This is a genomic window from Pseudomonas sp. Arb-4-2C, assembly GCF_055755015.1.
In genome coordinates this window covers 3159598-3177012 of record NZ_CM146899.1, presented here as the reverse complement: position 1 = coordinate 3177012, position 17415 = coordinate 3159598, and the positions used below count along the sequence as shown (strand labels likewise).

Genomic DNA, 17415 nt, shown 5'->3' with positions numbered 1-17415 from the left:
GAAAGGCTATGAAATCTTTCCAAGCTCGCATGGACACATCAAGGACTTCCGCTTCTTGCGTGGCAACGACTGCGATTTTGCATTCATTCCGAACCAGAGGTGGATGTTGTTCTACTTTCGTAAACCATGCCTCCGGCTCCAAAAATTTTCGCGTGAGGAAATCCTTTGTAGAGTTCCTGGCGCAAAAGAAACAAATTCCGGGGAGTTTACTGTCAGGCTTGAAAATGTGATCGACGTAATGCGCTTAGCAGGCTTTATCGAATGTTAGTCTTAGGAAAAATAGGGGTCGAAAAAAATGACAACGATGGGATCTGATTTGTTTTCATAAAATATATCCGTCTCCTTTCATGCTAAAAAACGCATCAGTCTCCACCACCGGCACTAAAGGAATGAAAAAGCTTCTAATTGCATCGACCCTCGCCGTAATGACAATGTTCTATGTCGGCTATTACGAAGCCCTCGAGGACGGGGATATCGAGACCATCGTCTTCATCAAGAAGCATCCAACGTTTCAGGTGAAGTTCTACAACATCCACGCGAACGATGGAGAGATCAGGAAAGTAGCGCGCCTGACAGCAGAGGAGCGGGGGCAGATTATTTATTACTGCAGGTATCGCTTAGGAATCGACACAGACTTGAAGACTCAGGATGACGTCGAGATGTGCCGCAAAAAATAGAAATGCTCATTTGGCCGAGATCGTCAGTCACACCTGACAACCTCGGCCATTTTCTTTCCGGTTATTGAGCTACAACGCTCAGCCGCTTACGTCTTCACCTCGACATGATCCAACGCCTGATTCACAGCCAACCCCGCAACCATAACCACCTGCGCAATCCCCAGCGCTGTCTTGCGGTGGGCGGGTTCCAGGATCGCGGCGAAGTTGTTGAGCATTTCGCTGGCGGAGTCGAGGGATTCGCTGGCGTTGGCCAGGAGGGATTCGCTGTTGTAGGCGGGGTTGGCCAGGAACATGGGATCGTGCTTGGTTTGACTGCCCATGATGCGTTGTTGTGGGGTGAGGTAGTGGTCGAGGGCGCGTTCGGCGGCTTCGTTCAGGGTTCGGGAATCGGGGAATTGGTAGGGGGAAACCGGGTCGGTTTCTGGTGGGTTGGGTGTTGGTTTGATCATAGATGTAACTCCTCATGCTTCAAAAAGGGAGGCCATCCAATTTCGCTACCAAACGAAGGTGGCGGCCATGCTCAGGTTGGTAGACCGGCACATGAGGAACCCGGCGCACCCGAAGGTGCCCTGTGCATGACCACCATAAAGCCGAGACGAAACGACGCCGCGAATGGTGATGCTGTGCAACTCTCATGTGCGGGCTACCAAACCCGATCACTGTTTTTCAGTGACCCGGAAACGATAAAACCCGTACCCTGGGCGCACAAGCCGGCGGATTCTGGCGTAGTTGTAGGCAATGACGCAAGACGTTGTAGCCTTGAGGAAGTAACGATGAGTGTCTTTAAACGGAGTTAAAGAAGTCGGTTAAACGGGTGGGTCAAAAGCGACTATCACTCTGGCCCTCCCGATACGTCGGACTGTCCGGAGGGAGAGGGGACTGATCGGGCTGGCTGGCGTCATACATCGACCTGAACGACCGCAAAAAGGGAACAGGTTTCTGGCTTCAATCCTTTTCAGGACATTTGAAGTTCCAGGAATAAATCTTCATGTCTTTGACCTCTTCGCCGACCGTTCCTACACCTAAACAATCTCCGTTCTTGATGTAGTTGAAGCTGCAGTAACGGACGCCCTCCGTGCATGACTCGATTTCATTGAAGCCTTTTCTTTGGATGACGCTTTCAACCCCGAACTCCCCTGAGTAGGTCGGATTCGGCTCCCAGCCATTTTTGATCAAAGCTTTGCGGGCTTTCGAAAATGGCATTCCCTCTTTGATAGGAAGGTCTGCTGCGCTAGAAAATAAACTGACGCATCCTAAAAGGCTGATGGTTAATATTTTTAGTTTCATTTTTTGATGCTTTTCCAACTGCAGTTTTTAAGTCGCCGCCGATCAGCGGTTCGCACGTTGCGCAGGAGCTCAACGGCAATGGGAAAAGGGGACTGAATTATTTCATTCAGTCCCCTTTGTTTCTTAACCCGCGTCGCCGCTATCTGGCGCTGAAGGCGCATCCGGACATTCATCAGCCCATCGCGCAACCGCCATGTCTTTGAACTGTTCACCCATGGTGTCGACGCGCAAGCAGGCGCCTTTCTTTGAATAGAACAGGATGCAACGCGAGCTATCTAAAGAGCAGGTATCGAGTTCCAGGAAATTGCGTGCAGCCAGCTCGCGCTCGACACCGCTGTATTCGTAGCCATCGCTGGTGTGCATCCGGGTTGGCTTCCATCCTTGTTTGATCAACTTGAACCTGGCCGTCACCAAGGGCTCATTGACGACGATGCCTGCTGGCCCGTGCTTGTCATTTGTCGCTTGCGAGCCGTCGGCAAACGCCATGCTTGTACCCGTGCAATACATTGCGAGGAGCAAGAAGATCGGGGCCTTCATCTGAAATTCCTTCTGCTGACGTCCATGTACCCATCCTTCGTGCAGGATGCCTGAGGCAAAAGCTGCGCTCAACAAATCTGACAATGTCAGCCGCCATAAAACACTGATGATTTGAGCCCGGAATACGCAAGCCAGAAATCCGGATTTCCCCTACAACGAACACCGATCCATCCTGCATTCAAACCTGAGTCCGTTCGCCAAAGTCCCCCGTTTTCAGAACGGGACACGGACGTGACCAGACTCATCCCGCGAAGCGATCTACATGGTCAGCGCGACCAGATCCTCGATTCCTACCAAGCCATGGAAGACTTCCGACAGGCATTGAATCGCCCGGACGAGTTGCCCGGATTCGACGACCTGTTAAACGCCATGGGCCTGCATCGTTCGAACTACATGCACGGCGCGAATGAACGAAAATTCATCGATGCTGTGCGTAACGGTGAATGGGCACTGGTGAAGCCACGCATGGCTACAGACAACGGCGGCGCCTCCTGGAACGCCTTCACCCCCAAACCAGAGCCACCTCCCGCACAACATCTGGTGGAGGACCACGCCTACACCTTGCCGCAACCCGCTGAGTCGGGTTTTCACATTGTTCAGAAACCCATGACGCTCGAAGCGCTTGAGCGGGAGTTGTATGAAGTCAGGCCCGGCGACTCACTGCGTCGCGAATTCCGCTCACTCAATCGACATCTCGGTGAGCAGGTCAAGCCTGGGCAAATGGTCTTGTTCAGCGACTCACGCAACTACATGTGCCGGCGCGAAGAAGCACAGATGATGGCGGCTGCGGAGAAGGTGAACGAGGCGTTGAAAGATCTCTCGGATGAAGAAGCTTCATTCATGGTTGAGCATCATGAGGTTATTGAGCCGTTTCTCGAGGTGTCGGCGGGCACATTAGGCGTGGCGTCATTCATGATCGGCCATCATCTGGAAGGATTGAAAAGCACTCTCAAAGAGTTGGAGCAACTGCATCAGCAGCAATACACCCAACATCGCCATCTGCATGCCCCGGAGTTCTTTGCCAAACGCAAACGTCTGATGGCGAAACTGGATGCCAGCCTTGGACCGCTGGTACGCAAAGGCACCGGCTTGCCAGATCATCCAAAACTCAAACGTGCACTGGGATTGTCCAGCCGCCGAATTGTTCACCGGTGGGGCAAAGCAGGCGCACCGGCACAACTGCCCGGATATGCAACCAACATTGCGGGCGTTGCCAGAGCAGCGAAGTTCATGAAGGGAGGTGGCTATCTCGGCATAGGTCTGCAACTGGGCGCGTCCAGCTCAAAAATCTACGAGGTATGCGCGTCCGACCGCGAGGCGGAATGCAGGCAAGTGAGGTTTGTCGAAGGGGGGAAAATGGTCGGCGGTACCGCAGGAGCTCTTGCTGGTGGATATTTCGGCGAGAAAGTAGGTTCGGCGGTATGTGCGAAGTTGAAAGGAATGGGAAAACTTGTGTGTGTACTTGTGGTCGGTGCGGCAGGGGCCGTGGAGACAGGAACAAAGATGACGGATCTAGGAGAGTTATTGGGGCGAGAAATTCATGAGTATTCCGATTAATGGAAATCACCAGCACAGTATTCGCCTGGGCATGTGGGGTCCTGATCCTGATGGGCGTGATCAACTGCGCAATGATTTTCTACGCCGTTTACACAAAACTCGACGCTCTGGAAAACCACTTTGATGAGTGGCTTTACCTGACCACGGACTGGCGTTCTTCAGGTGGGGGTTTTCACTGGAGATCTCGTCGAATGGCCGCTGTCAGCAGGTTGATTACATCCAAGAGTATCCGGCGGCAGGAACCGTTGCTGATCGACGCCGTTCAACGCCTTCCCAGAGGACTCAAGTTCTGGGCTACGTGTCCGTTTCATGTCGGCTATTTCGTGTGCGGCGGGACGACGCTGCTTTGGCTTTATGGGAAATACAGAGGTTTTTTGTAGGAGCAGGTTTGTTTGATGGTCCGTACAGCTGCCACCTCCGTCGTTTCGCCAGCACGATGTTTATGGTCGCGCCACATACCTCCACCGAGTCCCTGCTGGCCAATGCCCGCAAATCCATGGCTTCGGCCAATGTGATGCTCGGTGATTTTGCCGGACTGCATGATACGCCTTATCTCCACACGGTGTCGGGTATTGCGCAGGTGGTGATGTTGGGGGAACTGGCGGTGAATCAGGCGTTGGATAATCTAGAATTGCAGGTTTAACGATGGCGGAGCCTTGGGGCGCTTTTGCGCCCTCATCGGGGATAAAACCCTTCGTCCAGGTTATGGTATTCATCAAGGGCAGGGTTGAGGCTACTTTGGTTACCGTAGATCTCATAGCAACAGCCCCGCTCACATCTTGTGCGTTTACGAATCTGATGGTTTCAGCACGCAAGATATACCTCTTACATTGTTTTTAAATGTAGGTGAATTATTATTAAGTGCAAGTATTTTTGCTTCATTCTCAGAGGAGGCGGTAACGGTCTCGACAGGATTGTAGCTGGGAGCTGTAGTTTTGAACGTACAGACATATTCTCCTGCCTGAACTACTGCGGAAACAAAAAAAGAGAGAAAGATTGAGCAAAATACCAAGGTTCGCTTCTTGAGGTTTTTCTCATTAGATGGTGGTGGGATATTATTTTTCATGGAAAGCTCCTTGATAGCTAGGTTGGTTTTTAATAAAGGCGATAAAGCTCTAAGGTGGGTTTTTTGCAATAAAGCTATAAAGCCTTTAAGTAATGTAGCTTTCTTTGTGTGTTAATTGACCTGTTAGAAATGACATTTTTTATAGTTATTCGAAATATAAAAACAAAAAATTTTGCCGCAAGCAGGCGTCTCTCTTTCAATAGAAAAGAATGCAGCGCGAGCGATCAAAAGAGCAGGTATCGACCTCCAGGATATTGCGCGCAGCCAGTTCGCGCTCGACACCACTGTATTCATATCTATCGCTGGTGTGGATCCAGCAAGGGCTCAGCGACGGCGATGCCTGCGGGCACGTGCTTGTCGTTTGCCGCTTGCGAGCTGTCGGCAAACGCAAAGCTTGTACCGGTGCAATACATTGGGAGGAGCTGGAGGATCGGGGCCCTGATTTGACAGTTCCTCCAGCTGATTTGTAGCACACCAAGAAGCTTGCCAGCGTCGGTATCATGTTCAGGCATCGAATGCCTTTCTCGAAACTCTATAGTCGCTTTTACGGGGCGCCAACCACTTGGCGACCGTGCGCTCTGCTCCACCCAATCGCCTTGGCGTTTCCGCTGATCGCTTAGGTTTTATTTCGATTCTTATCAAAAATGAGGATCTACTGCTTAGTCAGATCATCCGCAGCATGGTGAGCGTTCATTATTTGTTCATAGTGTGGTCGCTGCTTTATCCAGCAATCGCAAAGCAGACAATAGTTGGCAATGATAGAGAGTGTATCTACCGCTTCCTTGTAGTCGGGTTTCGGGTTTTTACCGTATTCCTCCATAAGTGTCTGGAAATCAAAATTCTTGGCGGAATCAATATTGTTTGGGTTGGATATGAAGATCCAGTCCAGAATGGCTATTTGGTGCTGAGCATTTCTCCTGAACTCATGATGGTTAGCCATCCAGGTGCGAGTTACGATTTCAGTAGGGTCGGGAGGCAGAGATTTTGCTAGTTCTTCAAATGTGCTCATTAAAAGTTGCAGCTGGTTCAATGCGTCATCTGCTGCATTATTGTGCTGCTTTACAATTTCACATACTTTAATAAAAACAGTTACCTGCTTGTCAGCAGCCGGACCATCCTCATGAAGGAATGTGGCCTTGGCTTTTGGCTCGAGAAAATATTGGCGCCATGAGGCAGTGAGATATTCGATGGAGATGTCGGTCTTGGAGGAAGTGGCCATCCTTAGGGTAACGGGGATCAAACTACCATCCGTGAAGCTGACCGTGTCAGTCAGATCCGCAATGTGCGCAGTTAATTTATGAAACATCCGGCTGAAATCAAACGCCTGCTTAACAGAAGCGGCGACATAGTTATCCAACTGGTGAGTCGAATATGCCATGGAATGGCTGATCTCATCAGTGTAATGGCTCAGTCCAATTTCGACTTCAGAGAGCGGACGTTGAATCCACTCTGGGTTTGACGTGACAAAGGTATGGATATCTGTTGGGAGAGTTTTACGGCATGGCTTTTTTGAGCAACGTAGATTGCAGTCCTGGTATACCTGCGCGACGAACTGTGAACACACAATTCCTTTGTTATCTGAAAATTTCGGTTCATTTCCTATTAAGGCAATTAGTTTGTACTTCTGGCCGTAGTAGTAATTTGCTTGTCGAACCAGATCCTGAGTCGACAACGGGTCAGCGGTTCTATGCCTGACCAACAACGAATTGGCGACGTCGTAGGAATGACTCACCTCATCCCATTGACGCAGGGTTATGCCAATGCCTGGCATTGCATCCATGATCATGTTCTGCCCGGTAACAATGGCGACATGTGAATAGCTTGATTTTTGTAACCGTGTGATCGATTGAACCACCATATTCGGCTTGGTAAACAGGCTCTTTCCTCTCAGTAGCAGGATGTCTCCAGGTTGAGGCAGGTTGTGATCAAAATCCATGAGGGTCGTCCTGATCCAAAAGGTGTCGATAAGACACGGAAAACGGAGGTCTGCATACTTTCAGAAAACAGGCCCTCAGGAAATCGATTAGACAGGCAAATCGCCATAGGCCTTAGTCCTGCGGTCTGCTCAACAACGTCTCCAGCCTAGCCAACGCCGGCGCCTCCTGGCTACGATCAAACACCTGCACCCCCACCTTCAACAACCGCCCATTCTCCGCCCCCCCAATCACCTGCTCACACCGCAACAACAACCGCCCCTGATCACACTCCATCGCCTTAACCCCCATCGGCAATCTCCCTTCCAATCGAAGTTCAGCCATCCGACTCTGCGCCGCAATCATCGCAATCGAGCGATCCCGCAGTATCCCGCTGCTCTGCGTCATCAACCCCGCCACGCGCACGGCGGCGGACATGGCGACGGCGATGATCGCCAGCGCGACGAGCACTTCAATCAGGGTGAATCCGGCTTGCGGGGAGGGGGTGCGCATCGGGGGCTCGGGCAGTCGGGCAGCCCTTGACGCTAACGCCCGTGCTTGACGGCTTGACGACGAAAACACCCGAGGATTTTCAACATCCCTGACATATCTTCTTGCAACACTGCGCGTCGAATCGAATCAAGCCAGGGAATGACGAGATGGATATCGCGCAGTTCAAACAGCCCAGTCGACCGAGCCGGATGCCCCGTGGGCAGCAGGGTTTCACGCTGATCGAGATCATGGTGGTCGTGGTGATTCTCGGGATTCTGGCGGCGATGGTGGTGCCCAAGGTGCTCGACCGGCCGGATCAGGCGCGGGCCACGGCGGCGAAGCAGGACATTGGCGGGTTGATGCAGGCGCTGAAGCTGTATCGCCTCGATCACGGCACTTACCCGAGCCAGAGTCAGGGTCTGAAAGTGCTGGTGGAGCGGCCGGCCGATGCGAAGAACACCAACTGGCGCTCGTACCTGGAGCGCCTGCCGAATGACCCGTGGGGTCGTCCTTATCAGTACCTCAATCCCGGTGCCAACGGCGAGATCGACATCTTTTCCCTCGGCGCCGACGGCCAGCCTGACGGCGATGGCGTGAATGCCGACATCGGTTCCTGGCAGTTGTAAGGCCGGTCATGAACAGCCAATCGAACCAGCAGGGGATGGCGATCATCAGTGCGCTGCTGATTGCGGCGGTGGTCGCGGTGATCGCTGCCGGCATGCTGACCCGCCAGAGCGTTTCGACCCGGGCGCTGGAAGCCGAACAACTGCGCGTGCAGGGCCGTTGGGTGCTGCACGGCGGGTTGGAGATCAGCCGGCAATTGTTGTGGGACGCGCGGCAGCGCGATCCGCTGACCCGACTCGATCAACCCTGGGCACAGCGGTTGAACACCCAGGGTTTCGAAGGGCGGCTGGAGGACGAGCAGGGCAAGTTCAACCTGCGCAATCTGGTGGCCAACGAGCGGATCGATGATGCGCAGGTGCAGGCGTTCGAGCGCTTGTGCGAGTTGATCGGTGTCAGCAGCGGCTTGAGCCGTCGCATCAGTCAGCGGGTGATCGGCTCTTATCCGCACCTGTTGAATGCCCAAATAGTGGACAAGCCTGGGACGAAAAATACCTTCGATAGTGGGCGCGCCACGTCGCCGTCCGCGTCGCGCAAACCGCAGTCGCCGACCTTGCCGATGCTGCGCACGCTTGATGATTTGCGCAGTGTCGACGGGGTCAACGATGCGGTGTTGGCGAAACTGGCGCCGTACCTGACGGTGATTCCGGCGACCACTTGGCTCAACGGCAACACGGCCACTGCGCCGGTGTTGGCGGCTTATGTGCCGGGGCTGTCGCTGGAGCGGGCGCAGGCGTTGATCAATGAACGCGACGCCGGGCGCTGGTTTATCAATCGCGGGGATTTCGTCAATCGTCTGCGACTGCCGCAACTGGAGATCACCAGCGTCAAGGTCGGCATCACCAGCGACTGGTTCCGGCTGCGCGGGCAGGCGCGGCGGGATCAGCGACGAGTGAGCCTCGATGCGTTGCTGCATCGCAGTCAGGATCGTTTGCCGCAAGTGATCTGGTCGCGGGTGGGCGTATGAGCCAGTTGCGCGTGAGTTTGCCGCCGCTGGCGGAGCTGAGTTTCGACAGTGAAGTGGAGTGTGCGTGGCTGGATCGTCAGGGGCAGGTCACTCGCCAGGAACGCGTGCGACTTGGCGCGCTGCCGAAGCAACCGCTGGTGTGTTTTCTGCACCCGTCGGACAGCCTGCTGGCGAGCATTGATCTGCCGCCGCTGCCCGCGAACAAAACCGCTGCGGCCGTGCAATGTGCGGCGCAGGCGTTGATGCTGGGTGACAGCGCCGAGATGCACATCGCCCACAGCACTCGCAATGAAAGTGGCCAGGTGCAGATCGCCTGGGTCGCACGCAAGGATTTGCAGCACCTCGGGCAATTCGGCCTGAACCTCAAAGGCCTGTACCCGGCGGCTTATAGCTTGCCGGTGATGGCGGGCGGCGTCGGCTGCCTGCAAGACGATCATCTGTTGCTGCGCCACGGCCCGAATGCGGCGCAGGTGCAGCCGATGATCGATGAAGCTTGGCTGCTGGAAACCGGTCAGCCGGCACACTGGATCGGTGACGGCGCGCCGGAAGCGGTGCAATCGACATTGGCCGACACGCAACGCTGCTCCGGCCCGTTGCCGAACTGGGGCCTGCACGGCGGCCTCCAGCAACCGGGCACCGAACATCGCGGCTGGGGCAGGGCGCTCGGTTGCTGTGCGCTGGCGCTGGCAGTGTGGGTGATCGGTTTGAACCTGTACGCCGCCCGCGAGGCCGGGCAGGGCCAGCAGCTCAAGGCGCAGATGGCGCAGCGGGTGAAGCAGGCGTTCCCCGAGTTGCCGGTGATCCTCAATCCGCTGCAACAGGCGCGTCAGCAAATCGCCGCTCGCCAGCAAGGCGCGGCGGATGCGCCGGGGCAGGATTTCACGCGACTGGTGTCGCAGGCCGGCAGCGGCATGCCGTCCATGGCCGGTACGGTGCAGCGGCTGGAGTTTGTCGACGGTGCGTTGCAACTGAGCCTGCTGCCCGAGGCCCGGCGTTCGGGGAACGACAAGGACTGGCAAGGCACGCTGGCTCAGGCGGGCATCAGCATCAGTCCGAATGATGACGGCTGGGTCCTGCGCCCGGCCGGCGAGGCGACCGCCGCCACCGACAACGACGACAGCAGCGGAGCCGAAGATGAATAGCCCATCGCTTGCGAAGTACCGCGCCGGTTGGCAGCGCTTCAATGCTCAGTTGCAGGCCCGTTGGCAGCCGTTGGCCCTGCGGGAAAAACGCATGGTCGGTGGCATGGCAGCGTTGTTGCTGGGGCTGTTCGTGTGGGTGGCATTGATTCAGCCGCCGCTGAAAAAGATCGCCGCCTCGCAAGTCGAAACCCCGAAACTGCGCGCCCAGGCCGAAGCGCTGGAAGTGCTGTTGCGCGACGTCAGCGTGCGCCCGGACGGGCAGAACCTGGAGCAGTCGCTGCAGCAAACCTTGCAGGCCAGCGGACTGGGCGGCCATTACCAATTGGCGGCCGCGTCCGCCGGCTGGCAGTTGACCTTCGACGCGGCACCCGCCGACGCCGTGCTCGACTGGCTGCTGAGCCAACCGCGGAATTTTTCACTGCAAGTGGTCGAGGCCCGTCTGCAACGCGCAGACGATGCCGCGACCGATGACACCGCCGGCACTCTGTCGGGCACCGTACGCATGGATCAGGCGCTGGGCGCTAAGGAAGCTTCATGAAGGGGTCAGGATCCAAACGCATGGCGTTGCCGATGCTGTTGATGGCATTGAGCGCGTGCAGCAACACCACGCCACCGAATCAACCGCCGCTGCTGGTGGACAGCGAACTCGGCCGGCCGCTGGCCAACACTCAGCGCAGCGGCGACGCGGTGCTCGACCGCGAGCGCGCGCAGGCTCAGGTCAAAGCGGCACCGAAGCAATTGCACAACATCACCGAACGCGCTCGCAGTGGCGGCTCGGCCCGGGGCACGACGTTGCCGGCCAATCCGTTGGGCGATCAACCGGTGACGCTGAATTTCGTCGACGCGGATATTCAAGCGGTGGTGCGGGCGTTGTCGCGCTCGACCGGCCAGCAGTTTCTGGTCGATCCACGGGTCAAGGGCAACCTGACGCTGGTCTCCGAAGGCCAGGTGCCGGCGCATCAGGCTTACGACATGTTGCTGGCGGTGCTGCGCATGCAGGGCTTCAGCGTGGTGGACGTCGGCGGCGTGGCGCACGTGGTGCCGGAGGCCGACGCCAAGTTGCTCGGCGGGCCGATCTATAGCGCCGACAAACCGGCCGGCAACGGCATGCTCACTCGCACGTTCCGCCTGCAATACGAGAACGCGGTGAACCTGATCCCGGTACTGCGCCCGATCGTCTCGCCGAACAACCCGATCAACGCCTATCCGGGCAACAACACCATCGTCGTCACCGATTACGCCGAGAACCTGACGCGGGTCGCGCAACTGATTCAGGGTATCGACACGCCGAGCGCCATCGACACCGACGTGGTGCAGATCCAGAACGGCATCGCCGCCGACATCGCGCCGATGGTTGCCGACCTGCTCGACGCGCCGGGCAATGACCCGACCCAGAAAATCGCGGTGATCGGCGACCCGCGTTCCAACACCATCATCATTCGCGCCGGTAGCCCCGAGCGCACGGAGCTGGCGCGCAACCTGATCTACAAACTCGACAACGCCCAGAGCAACCCGAGCAACCTGCACGTGGTGTACCTGCGCAACGCCCAGGCCGGAAAACTGGCCCAGGCGCTACGCGGCCTGTTGACCGGCGAGAGCGACAGCGGCACCAGCGACAGTGCGCGCTCGGTGCTCAGTGCGATGGGCAGCTCCACCAACTCGGGTGGCGGACAGAACGGCCAGAGCGGCACGCAAACCACGGGCAGCACCTCGACCACCAACAGTGGCAGCACTGGCGGCAGTTACGCTCAGGGCAGCAGCGCCACCAGTGGCAGCGGCAATGCGCAGAGCAGCGAGCAGAACGTGGCCTTCAGCGCTGGCGGCGTGACTATTCAGGCCGACGCGACCACCAACACCTTGCTGATTTCCGCGCCGGAGCCGCTGTACCGCAACCTGCGTGAAGTCATCGATTTGCTCGACCAGCGTCGCGCCCAAGTGGTGATCGAAAGCTTGATCGTCGAAGTCGGCGAGGACGATGCCAGCGAATTCGGCGTGCAATGGCAGACCGGCAATCTGGCCGGCAACGGCGTGATCGGCGGCGCCAACCTTGGCGGCTCGGGGATCAACGTCAACGGCAAGACCAGTGTCGATGTGTTGCCCAAAGGTTTGAACCTCGGCTACGTCAACGGCACCGTCGACATCCCCGGCATCGGCAAGATCCTCGACCTGAAAGTGCTGGCCCGGGCGCTGAAGAGCAAGGGCGGCACCAACGTGCTGTCGACGCCGAACCTGCTGACCCTGGACAACGAAGCGGCGAGCATTTTTGTCGGCCAGACCATCCCGTTTGTCAGTGGCAGTTACGTGACTGGCGGCGGGGGCACCAGCAACAACCCGTTCCAGACCGTGACTCGCGAAGAGGTCGGTTTGAAGCTCAACGTGCGGCCGCAGATTTCCGAGGGCGGCACGGTGAAGCTCGACATCTATCAGGAAGTCAGCAGCATCGACGAACGCGCTTCGGCCGCTTCGACCTCGGCGGGGATTGTCACTAGCAAACGTGCCATCGACACCAGCATCCTGCTGGATGACGGGCAGATCATGGTGCTCGGCGGTCTGCTGCAGGACGGCTACAGCCAGAGCAATGACGCGGTGCCGTGGTTGTCGACGATTCCCGGGATCGGCGCGCTGTTTCGCAATGAACGCCGCTCGATCACCAAGACCAACCTGATGGTGTTCCTGCGTCCGTACATCATCCGCGACAGCGCGGCGGGGCGCAGCATCACGCTCAACCGCTACGATTTCATGCGCCGCGCTCAGGGCGGTCTGCAACCGGAACGCAGCTGGGCGATGCCGGACATGCAGGCGCCGCAATTGCCGACCGCTGCGCAGGGCGTGCCGGCGTCGCTGCCGGGCACCGGCCCGCGCGCGACCATCAAAGCGGTGCCGCTGCAATGAGCGCATTGCCCTACGCCTGGGCCAAGGCGCAGCGGATTCTGCTGCGCGACGGCGTGCTGACGGTGTGCCCGTCGACGCCGGGCTGGTCGATCAGCGAGGTGCGCCGACAGTTCGGCGCGGCCAGGCTTGAGCGGGTGCGCGATGACGAACTCGACGGTTTGCTCGCCACTGCCTACGCCGATACCGGCAGTGCAGCGGCGGTTGTGGGCGCGGCGGAAAACGAAGTCGACCTCGACCGCCTGATGCAGGACATGCCGGAAATCACCGACCTGCTCGACACCCAGGACGGCGCGCCGGTGATCCGCATGATCAACGCCTTGCTCACCCAAGCGGCACGGGACGAGGCCAGCGACATTCACATCGAACCGTTCGAAACCCATTCGGTGGTGCGCTACCGCGTCGATGGCACCCTGCGCGATGTGGTCTCGCCGCGCAAGGCGTTGCACGGTGCGCTGGTGTCGCGGATCAAGATCATGGCTCAGCTCGATATCGCCGAAAAACGCCTGCCGCAGGACGGGCGCATTGCGTTGCGCGTAGCCGGGCGGCCGATCGACATTCGCGTCTCTACTGTGCCCACCGGCCATGGCGAGCGGGTGGTGATGCGTCTGCTGGACAAACAAGCCGGGCGTCTGCATCTGGAAACCCTGGGCATGGACGCGCAGGTGCTGGCCAAACTCGATCACCTGATCCGCCAGCCCCACGGCATCGTGCTGGTCACCGGCCCGACCGGTAGCGGCAAGACCACCAGCCTCTACGCCGCACTGGCGCGACTGGATGCGAGCACCAGCAACATCCTCACCGTGGAAGACCCGGTGGAATATGACTTGCCGGGCATCAGCCAGATTCAGGTCAACGCCAAGATCGACATGACCTTCGCCCTCGCGCTACGCGCCATTTTGCGGCAAGACCCGGACATCATCATGATCGGCGAGATCCGCGACCTCGAAACCGCGCAGATCGCGGTGCAGGCTTCGCTGACCGGTCACCTTGTACTCGCGACGTTGCACACCAACGACGCGGTGTCGGCGGTCAACCGTTTGGTCGACATGGGCGTCGAACCGTTTCTGCTGGCTTCGTCGATGCTCGGCGTGTTGGCCCAGCGCTTGGTGCGACGGCTGTGCAATCAGTGCAAACAGGAAGACCCGGCGACGCCCGGCACCTGGCGCCCGGTCGGTTGTGCGGCGTGCAATCACACCGGTTACAGCGGTCGAACCGGCATTCATGAATTGTTCTGCATCGATGACGACATCCGCACCCTGATTCACCAAGGGGCAGGGGAGCAGGCGTTGCGTGCAGCGGCGAGCAAGGCCGGGATGTTCAGCCTACGCGAGGACGGCGAACGCTGGATTCGCAGCGGTGCCACGGCGCCGGAAGAAATCCTTCGTGTGACACGGGACGCCTGATGAATCGCTATCGTTTTGAAGCCGCCGATGCCAGCGGCAAGATCGAATCCGGGCATCTGGAGGCGGAGAGTCAGGGCGCGGCATTTGGCGCGCTGCGCGGTCGTGGCTTGACGGCATTGTCGGTGGAGAAGGAAAGCAATGTCTCCCAGCATGGCGGCGGTGGCTTGTTCAGCGCCAGGATGTCGGACAACGATCTGGCCTGGGCGACACGGCAACTTTCGAGTTTGTTGGGTGCCAGTCTGCCGTTGGAAGCGGCGCTGAGTGCCACGGTCGAACAGGCCGAGAAAAAGCACATCGCCCACACCCTCAGCGCCGTACGTGCCGATGTGCGCAGCGGCATGCGTCTGGCCGAAGCGCTGGCGGCGCGGCCACGGGATTTTCCGGAGATTTATAGGGCGCTGATTGCGGCGGGCGAGGAGTCCGGTGATCTGGCGCAGGTCATGCAGCGGCTGGCGGATTACATCGAGGAACGCAACAACCTGCGCGGCAAGATTCTCACCGCGTTCATCTATCCGGGCGTGGTCGGGCTGGTGTCGATCGGCATCGTGATTTTCCTGCTCAGCTACGTGGTGCCGCAGGTGGTCAGCGCGTTTTCCCAGGCACGGCAGGATCTGCCGGGGCTGACGCTGGCGATGCTCAATGCCAGTGATTTCATCCGTGCGTGGGGTTGGTTGTGCGCGGGCATCATGGCCGGTGCGTTCTGGAGCTGGCGCCTGTATTTGCGCAACCCGGCGGCGCGCTTGAGTTGGCATCATCGGGTGCTGAAGTTGCCGCTGATCGGGCGGTTTGTACTGGGGCTGAACACCGCACGGTTCGCCTCGACGCTGGCGATTCTCGGCGGTGCGGGGGTGCCGTTGTTGCGCGCGCTGGAAGCAGCGCGGCAGACCTTGTCGAATGATCGCCTGAGCCTGAGCGTCAATGAGGCCACCGCCAAGGTGCGCGAGGGCGTCAACCTGGCGGCAGCGCTGAAGGTGGAGAACGTGTTTCCGCCAGTGCTGATTCACTTGATCGCCAGCGGCGAGAAAACCGGTGCATTGCCGCCGATGCTCGAACGTGCAGCGCAAACGCTGTCCCGCGACATCGAGCGCCGGGCGATGGGCATGACCGCGTTGCTGGAGCCGCTGATGATCGTGGTGATGGGCGGGGTGGTTTTGGTGATTGTGATGGCGGTGTTGTTGCCGATCATCGAGATCAATCAGTTGGTGCAGTAGCGGTGTGCCTGTTTATTTGATGTTGTTTGGGCTGGCCTTATCGCGAGCAGGCTCGCTCCCACATTGATTTGTAGCGCCCACAAAACCTGTGGGAGCGAGCCTGCTCGCGATAAGGCCAGTCAGGGCAGTAAATAATTCAGCATTTTTGCAAAGGATTCTCCTTCACCCGAGCCTCGATCCAGCCATCCTCGGGTTCTCCTTTCTGTCATCTGCAACGGCCCTTCAAGGCCTGTGGCCGATTCCCTCGAAAAGCTTGTCTTAGACCCTCCGGGTAACCCCCCGAACACCCGAGAAAATCCCGCGAAAATCACCTCGCACCTCCCGAGGTTTTTTCCTTTATCTGTCACCGGAAACTGCGAATTTCTCAGTGCGACTTAACCCCGGACCCCGCTTGCGAAGGTCAGCGGTGAGTCCTCCCAGTGTCATGCAAGTCCCCTGAAAACCTGTGTTCACAACCAACGTTGAAAAGGAGATTCTTCATGTTCAAGCGCACTCTGATCGCAGCTTCCCTGACCGTCGCTGCCCTGGCTTCCGCCCAGGCCATGGCCGCCAACGTAACCGGTGGTGGCGCGACTCTGCCTGCCGCTCTGTACAAAGGTTCTGCCAACAGCATCCTGCCAGCCAACTTCACCTACGCCGGCACCGGTAGCGGCACTGGCAAGACGGCTTTCCTGACCAACAACTCGGCGCTGTTCAGCACCACCGGTTCGGTTCACTTCGCCGGTAGCGACTCGATCCTCAGCGCCTCGGAAATCAGCACCTACAACACCAACTTCGGTGCTTCCTACGGCCCGCTGATCCAGCTGCCGTCGGTGGCCACTTCGGTTGCCATCCCTTACAAAAAAGCCGGCCAGACTGCTCTGAACCTGACCAGCGCCCAGCTCTGCAATGTGTTCTCGGGCACTTCGACCACTTGGGGTCAATTGCTGGGCAACTCTGATGCCACGCCGATCCGCGTGGTGTATCGCAGCACTTCCAGCGGCACTTCGGAAATCCTCACCCGTCACCTGAACAACGTCTGCCCGGGCAAGTTCTCGGTCAACACCACGTTCGCCAACTCGTTGCTGCCAGCCGGTACCGCGCTGCCATCGACTTTCGTCGGTGTTGCCAACACCGCTGACGTCGCTGTTGCCGTGAACGCCGTTGACGGCTCCATCGGTTATGTCGGCCCGGACGGCGTGAACGCCAGCAGCAACGCCGTGGTTTCTCGCGTCAACGGTGTGCAGCCGACTCCGGCCAACGTCACTACCGCGCTGTCTTCGGTCGCACTGCCAACCGCGCCTGCCAACCCTGCGCAATGGGCTCCAGTGGTTGCCAACCCAACCAGCGGTTACCCAATCGCTGCCTACACCAACTTCATCTTCGGCCAGTGCTACAAGGACGCCTCCGTGGCGGCTGACGTCAAGGCCTTCCTGACCACTCACTACAGCGTACCGGGCAATGCCGCTGCAACCATCGCTCACGGCTTCAGCGTGGTTCCAACCAACTGGAAAAACGCTGTGACCGCCAACTTCATCACCAACTCCACCGGCAACAACCTGAACATCAACAACGCCAGCGTTTGCAACGGCATCGGCCGTCCTCTGTAAGGTTTCACCCGCAGTCCGCCGTTCGAATGGCAGCCCCTTTTGGGGCTGCCATTTTTTTTGC

17 protein-coding genes and 1 pseudogene are annotated in these 17415 nt (G+C 58.2%); 12 read left to right on the top strand and 6 right to left on the bottom strand.

Annotated features, from left to right (window positions below; all coding sequences use genetic code 11):
- The first annotated feature begins 389 nt into the window (after nt 1–389).
- Nucleotides 390–677, top strand: a complete 288-nt coding sequence (locus AC0J41_RS14060; RefSeq protein ID WP_473012747.1) for a hypothetical protein — start codon at nt 390–392, stop codon at nt 675–677.
- 86 nt (nt 678–763) lie between these two features.
- Here the strand turns inward: AC0J41_RS14060 and AC0J41_RS14055 are convergent, their stop codons facing one another.
- From AC0J41_RS14055 to AC0J41_RS14045, 3 genes are all read right to left on the bottom strand, one after another.
- On the bottom strand, nt 764–1126 hold the full coding sequence (locus AC0J41_RS14055) for a DUF6124 family protein (RefSeq protein WP_473012746.1): 363 nt from the start codon (nt 1124–1126) through the stop codon (nt 764–766).
- 496 nt (nt 1127–1622) lie between these two features.
- Nucleotides 1623–1964 (bottom strand): hypothetical protein, encoded by a 342-nt coding sequence (locus tag AC0J41_RS14050; RefSeq protein WP_473012745.1) that lies wholly within the window; start codon nt 1962–1964, stop codon nt 1623–1625.
- A gap of 123 nt (nt 1965–2087) precedes the next feature.
- Nucleotides 2088–2501 (bottom strand): hypothetical protein, encoded by a 414-nt coding sequence (locus tag AC0J41_RS14045; protein WP_473012744.1) that lies wholly within the window; start codon nt 2499–2501, stop codon nt 2088–2090.
- 231 nt (nt 2502–2732) lie between these two features.
- Between AC0J41_RS14045 and AC0J41_RS14040 the strand changes: the two genes are divergently transcribed.
- The 3 genes and pseudogenes from AC0J41_RS14040 to AC0J41_RS14030 form a co-directional block, all read left to right on the top strand.
- A complete protein-coding gene (locus tag AC0J41_RS14040) occupies nt 2733–4058 on the top strand; it encodes a hypothetical protein (RefSeq protein ID WP_473012743.1) in 1326 nt (441 codons plus the stop codon).
- The gene (locus AC0J41_RS14035) at nt 4058–4438 is read left to right on the top strand and encodes a hypothetical protein (protein WP_473012742.1); all 381 of its coding nucleotides are present in this window, start codon (nt 4058–4060) and stop codon (nt 4436–4438) included. The genes AC0J41_RS14040 and AC0J41_RS14035 overlap by 1 nt, the downstream gene beginning before the upstream one ends.
- 50 nt (nt 4439–4488) lie before the next feature.
- Nucleotides 4489–4701, top strand: a pseudogene (locus AC0J41_RS14030) (DUF6124 family protein); the annotation flags it as partial.
- A 144-nt stretch (nt 4702–4845) separates the two neighbouring features.
- Here the strand turns inward: AC0J41_RS14030 and AC0J41_RS14025 are convergent.
- The 3 genes from AC0J41_RS14025 to gspI form a co-directional block, all read right to left on the bottom strand.
- Entirely contained in the window at nt 4846–5124 is a 279-nt protein-coding gene (locus AC0J41_RS14025; protein WP_473012741.1) for a hypothetical protein, read from the bottom strand.
- 652 nt (nt 5125–5776) lie between these two features.
- Nucleotides 5777–7060 carry a hypothetical protein gene (locus tag AC0J41_RS14020; protein ID WP_473012740.1) on the bottom strand — a complete coding sequence of 428 codons (1284 nt, stop codon included), beginning with the start codon at nt 7058–7060 and terminating at the stop codon, nt 5777–5779.
- Between the two features lie 112 nt (nt 7061–7172).
- Entirely contained in the window at nt 7173–7550 is a 378-nt protein-coding gene (gene gspI, locus AC0J41_RS14015) for a type II secretion system minor pseudopilin GspI (protein ID WP_473012739.1), read from the bottom strand.
- Between the two features lie 146 nt (nt 7551–7696).
- Here gspI and gspG point away from each other — a divergent pair, with 146 nt between their 5' ends.
- The 8 genes from gspG (at nt 7697) to AC0J41_RS13975 (ending at nt 17354) form a co-directional block, all read left to right on the top strand.
- Entirely contained in the window at nt 7697–8155 is a 459-nt protein-coding gene (gene gspG, locus AC0J41_RS14010) for a type II secretion system major pseudopilin GspG (protein ID WP_085610505.1), read from the top strand.
- 8 nt (nt 8156–8163) lie between these two features.
- A complete protein-coding gene (gene gspK, locus AC0J41_RS14005; RefSeq protein ID WP_473012738.1) occupies nt 8164–9117 on the top strand; it encodes a type II secretion system minor pseudopilin GspK in 954 nt (317 codons plus the stop codon).
- Nucleotides 9114–10259 carry a type II secretion system protein GspL gene (gene gspL / locus AC0J41_RS14000; protein WP_473012737.1) on the top strand — a complete coding sequence of 382 codons (1146 nt, stop codon included), beginning with the start codon at nt 9114–9116 and terminating at the stop codon, nt 10257–10259. Before gspK ends, gspL begins: the two co-directional genes overlap by 4 nt.
- Nucleotides 10252–10797 (top strand): type II secretion system protein GspM, encoded by a 546-nt coding sequence (gene gspM / locus AC0J41_RS13995; RefSeq protein WP_163975531.1) that lies wholly within the window; start codon nt 10252–10254, stop codon nt 10795–10797. Before gspL ends, gspM begins: the two co-directional genes overlap by 8 nt.
- Nucleotides 10794–13151 carry a type II secretion system secretin GspD gene (gene gspD / locus AC0J41_RS13990; protein ID WP_473012736.1) on the top strand — a complete coding sequence of 786 codons (2358 nt, stop codon included), beginning with the start codon at nt 10794–10796 and terminating at the stop codon, nt 13149–13151. Before gspM ends, gspD begins: the two co-directional genes overlap by 4 nt.
- A complete protein-coding gene (gene gspE / locus AC0J41_RS13985) occupies nt 13148–14554 on the top strand; it encodes a type II secretion system ATPase GspE (RefSeq protein WP_085646839.1) in 1407 nt (468 codons plus the stop codon). Before gspD ends, gspE begins: the two co-directional genes overlap by 4 nt.
- The gene (gene gspF / locus AC0J41_RS13980; RefSeq protein WP_473015959.1) at nt 14554–15765 is read left to right on the top strand and encodes a type II secretion system inner membrane protein GspF; all 1212 of its coding nucleotides are present in this window, start codon (nt 14554–14556) and stop codon (nt 15763–15765) included. Before gspE ends, gspF begins: the two co-directional genes overlap by 1 nt.
- Nucleotides 15766–16244: 479 nt before the next feature.
- On the top strand, nt 16245–17354 hold the full coding sequence (locus AC0J41_RS13975; RefSeq protein WP_025109845.1) for a substrate-binding domain-containing protein: 1110 nt from the start codon (nt 16245–16247) through the stop codon (nt 17352–17354).
- Nucleotides 17355–17415 lie beyond the last annotated feature (61 nt).

Bases quoted from the DNA above. Each gene is read 5' to 3' on its own strand.
- AC0J41_RS14060 (WP_473012747.1), top strand. From the start codon at position 390: ATGAAAAAGCTTCTAATTGCATCGACCCTCGCCGTAATGACAATGTTC.
- gspM (WP_163975531.1), top strand. From the start codon at position 10,252: ATGAATAGCCCATCGCTTGCGAAGTACCGCGCCGGTTGGCAGCGCTTC.
- gspL (WP_473012737.1), top strand. From the start codon at position 9,114: ATGAGCCAGTTGCGCGTGAGTTTGCCGCCGCTGGCGGAGCTGAGTTTC.
- gspD (WP_473012736.1), top strand. From the start codon at position 10,794: ATGAAGGGGTCAGGATCCAAACGCATGGCGTTGCCGATGCTGTTGATG.
- gspI (WP_473012739.1), bottom strand. From the start codon at position 7,550: ATGCGCACCCCCTCCCCGCAAGCCGGATTCACCCTGATTGAAGTGCTC.
- AC0J41_RS14035 (WP_473012742.1), top strand. From the start codon at position 4,058: ATGGAAATCACCAGCACAGTATTCGCCTGGGCATGTGGGGTCCTGATC.
- AC0J41_RS13975 (WP_025109845.1), top strand. From the start codon at position 16,245: ATGTTCAAGCGCACTCTGATCGCAGCTTCCCTGACCGTCGCTGCCCTG.
- gspE (WP_085646839.1), top strand. From the start codon at position 13,148: ATGAGCGCATTGCCCTACGCCTGGGCCAAGGCGCAGCGGATTCTGCTG.
- AC0J41_RS14045 (WP_473012744.1), bottom strand. From the start codon at position 2,501: ATGAAGGCCCCGATCTTCTTGCTCCTCGCAATGTATTGCACGGGTACA.
- AC0J41_RS14055 (WP_473012746.1), bottom strand. From the start codon at position 1,126: ATGATCAAACCAACACCCAACCCACCAGAAACCGACCCGGTTTCCCCC.
- AC0J41_RS14050 (WP_473012745.1), bottom strand. From the start codon at position 1,964: ATGAAACTAAAAATATTAACCATCAGCCTTTTAGGATGCGTCAGTTTA.
- gspK (WP_473012738.1), top strand. From the start codon at position 8,164: ATGAACAGCCAATCGAACCAGCAGGGGATGGCGATCATCAGTGCGCTG.
- AC0J41_RS14020 (WP_473012740.1), bottom strand. From the start codon at position 7,060: ATGGATTTTGATCACAACCTGCCTCAACCTGGAGACATCCTGCTACTG.
- gspG (WP_085610505.1), top strand. From the start codon at position 7,697: ATGGATATCGCGCAGTTCAAACAGCCCAGTCGACCGAGCCGGATGCCC.
- gspF (WP_473015959.1), top strand. From the start codon at position 14,554: ATGAATCGCTATCGTTTTGAAGCCGCCGATGCCAGCGGCAAGATCGAA.
- AC0J41_RS14025 (WP_473012741.1), bottom strand. From the start codon at position 5,124: ATGAAAAATAATATCCCACCACCATCTAATGAGAAAAACCTCAAGAAG.